The sequence below is a fragment of the Pseudomonas sp. Sample_24 genome, assembly GCF_004307605.1.
In the GTDB taxonomy this organism is placed as follows: Bacteria; Pseudomonadota; Gammaproteobacteria; order Pseudomonadales; family Pseudomonadaceae; genus Aquipseudomonas.
The window spans coordinates 1-883 of the sequence record NZ_RCNW01000018.1 but is presented as its reverse complement, the minus strand read 5'-3'; the positions used below and the strand labels follow the sequence as shown (position 1 = coordinate 883).

1 protein-coding gene and 2 pseudogenes are annotated in these 883 nt (G+C 59.0%); 1 reads left to right on the top strand and 2 read right to left on the bottom strand.

Annotated elements, in window-relative coordinates:
• Together D8V06_RS30650 and D8V06_RS00825 are read right to left on the bottom strand one after the other, a co-directional pair.
• Window positions 1-89, bottom strand: a pseudogene (locus tag D8V06_RS30650) (hypothetical protein); the annotation flags it as partial.
• Window positions 90-145: 56 nt separating this feature from the next.
• Complete coding sequence (locus D8V06_RS00825; RefSeq protein WP_056856409.1) at window positions 146-751, bottom strand: arylesterase; 606 nt, start codon at window positions 749-751, stop codon at window positions 146-148.
• Window positions 752-761: 10 nt separating this feature from the next.
• Between D8V06_RS00825 and D8V06_RS00820 the strand changes: the two are divergent.
• Window positions 762-883 (top strand): annotated as a pseudogene (locus D8V06_RS00820) (ABC transporter); the annotation flags it as partial.

Below are 883 nucleotides of genomic sequence, written 5' to 3'. Positions count from 1 at the left end.
ACCCGCACTTCCTGGCAGGCGAACAGATCCAGCTGTTCGTCAGGCTCGATCAGTTGATAGGCAAATAGTGACCAGGCAGGACGCGGCATCGGGGGCTCCAAATCGGGGGCGCCACCTTAGCCGAAAGCCTGCCGCTAGAAAAGTGTCATAACAGCGGTTTTAGGGTAGGCCAGACATTTTCCAGCAACTTGTCCTGAGCCCCGGCCGCCGGGTGTATGCCATCGGCCTGCATCAGGTCGGGATGACCGCCCACGCCTTCGAGAAAAAACGGCACCAGCGGGATTTTCTTCTCGTCGGCCAGATTGCTGTAGACATCAGCGAAAGCCTTGGTGTAACGCGCGCCATAATTGGGTGGCAACTGCATGCCGAGCAACAGCACCTTGGCACCGCTGGCGCGGGAGCTGTCGATCATCGAAGCAAGATTTTGTTGCAATTGTGTTGGGAGCAGTCCACGCAGTCCGTCATTGCCGCCCAATTCGAGGATCACCAACTCCGGCTTATGCTCTGCAAGCAGCGCCGGCAGCCGCGCCTGGCCACCGGCACTGGTGTCGCCGCTGATGGACGCATTGACCACTTTATCGTCAAAACCTTCGCGCTTGAGCCGCTGCTCAAGCAACGACACCCACCCCAGCCGGGTATCCAGCCCGAAACCGGCGCTGATACTATCGCCAACGATCAGGACAGTACCCGCCGCTGCGTTCTGGGCCATGCACATCAAGGCCAGGCCAGCACTCAAAAACCACACACGCATCGGATTCTCCATGGGCGCAAGCATTCTCACCGCGAAGAACCTCAGCAAAGTGGTTCCCAGCGCGGAAGGTGAACTGACTATCCTGCACGAACTCAGCCTGGAACTGAACAAGGGCGACAGCCTGGCCATCGT